Genomic DNA, 1,213 nt, shown 5'->3' with positions numbered 1-1,213 from the left:
TGTAATGACCCACTGAAAACCTGCTCAGGTGATAATTCTGTAAGGAAGTCACATGAGCACGGTAATGGAAGAAGAATTCAAACGATGGACAGCCAAGCGTAAAGCGGCGTTGGTGACCGAGATCATCCAGGGCAAGACCAGCGTAGCGGAGGCGAGCCGGACGTACGACTTGCCCCCATCTGAGGTCGAGGAATGGGTGGAAGAAGGCCGCAAGGGTCTTGAGAACGCTCTGAGAGCCAAGCCGCTGGATATCAAGGAACAGTACGAGCGGCAGATCAAGGAACTGCAGGAAGCGTACGGTGAAGCAATGCTGGAGCTGCGCGCCAGAAAAAAATTGCAGTCCCTGCTGGGCGAGGACGAGAAGTGATCGAGACGATCCGCCAGGGACTCAAGCAGGACGGTTTTGACGTCTCGATCAGCAAGATCTGCCAGTGGTTTGCGGTGCCGCGTCGCACGGTCTATTACAAGCCGGTCAAGGGCTCGCCGAAGGTGCAGACCTGCTTTGCCCAACCGATCAAGGCGATGATCGAAGAGAACCCGTCCTTCGGTTATCGCACGGTGGCGCACCTGCTGGACTTCAACAAGAACACGGTGCAGCGGATCTTCCAGTTGATGGGCTGGCAGGTCAAGAAGCGGCCGATCGGTTTTCGACCACGCATACAAGCCTTGCCGTCCGTAGCGCAACGTCCCAACGAGCGCTGGGCCACCGACTTGTGTCGAGTCTGGGCCGGGCGTGATGGGTGGGCCGTGTTGGCGTTGGTAATTGATTGCCATACCCGTGAACTGCTGGGTTGGCATCTATCCCGATCCGGTAAGGCCAAGACGGCTGAATCAGCCTTGGAACAGGCATTGATCGCGCGCTACGGAACATTGGGGCGAGTGCAATCTCCGTTTCTGCTTCGTTCAGATAACGGCCTGGTCTTCACCAGTCGCAGCTATACCGCCTTGGTACGCAGCTATGGGTTGAGACAGGAGTTCATCACGCCGCACTGTCCCGAGCAGAACGGCATGATCGAGCGCGTGATCAGGACGTTGAAGGAGCAATGCGTACATCGGCAGCGCTTCGAGACGTTGCAGCATGCCAGCCGGGTCATTGCTGACTGGATTGGCTTTTATAACACTCGACGTCCGCACCAGGCGCTGGGAATGAAGACACCTGCTGAAGTATTCGCTTTAGCAGCCTAACCTGTGCAGGTTTCGCTGGGTCATTACA

Annotated in this window: 2 protein-coding genes; both read left to right on the top strand. The window is 56.7% G+C overall.

Translation table 11 applies throughout. The features are described 5' to 3' along the window. Positions 1-52 precede the first annotated feature (52 nt). Positions 53-367, top strand: coding sequence for a DUF1153 domain-containing protein (locus AYR66_RS28090; RefSeq protein ID WP_088706253.1), 315 nt, complete (start codon positions 53-55; stop codon positions 365-367). After that, entirely contained in the window at positions 364-1,185 is an 822-nt protein-coding gene (locus AYR66_RS28085; RefSeq protein ID WP_088706252.1) for an IS3 family transposase, read from the top strand. The genes AYR66_RS28090 and AYR66_RS28085 overlap by 4 nt, the downstream gene beginning before the upstream one ends. The last annotated feature ends 28 nt before the right edge of the window (positions 1,186-1,213 follow it).

Origin of the sequence: Noviherbaspirillum denitrificans, assembly GCF_002211445.1 — a bacterium.
Lineage (GTDB): Bacteria > Pseudomonadota > Gammaproteobacteria > Burkholderiales > Burkholderiaceae_D > Noviherbaspirillum > Noviherbaspirillum denitrificans.
This window is presented reverse-complemented; position numbering and strand designations above follow the sequence as displayed.

Bases quoted from the DNA above. Each gene is read 5' to 3' on its own strand.
- AYR66_RS28090 (WP_088706253.1), top strand. From the start codon at position 53: ATGAGCACGGTAATGGAAGAAGAATTCAAACGATGGACAGCCAAGCGT.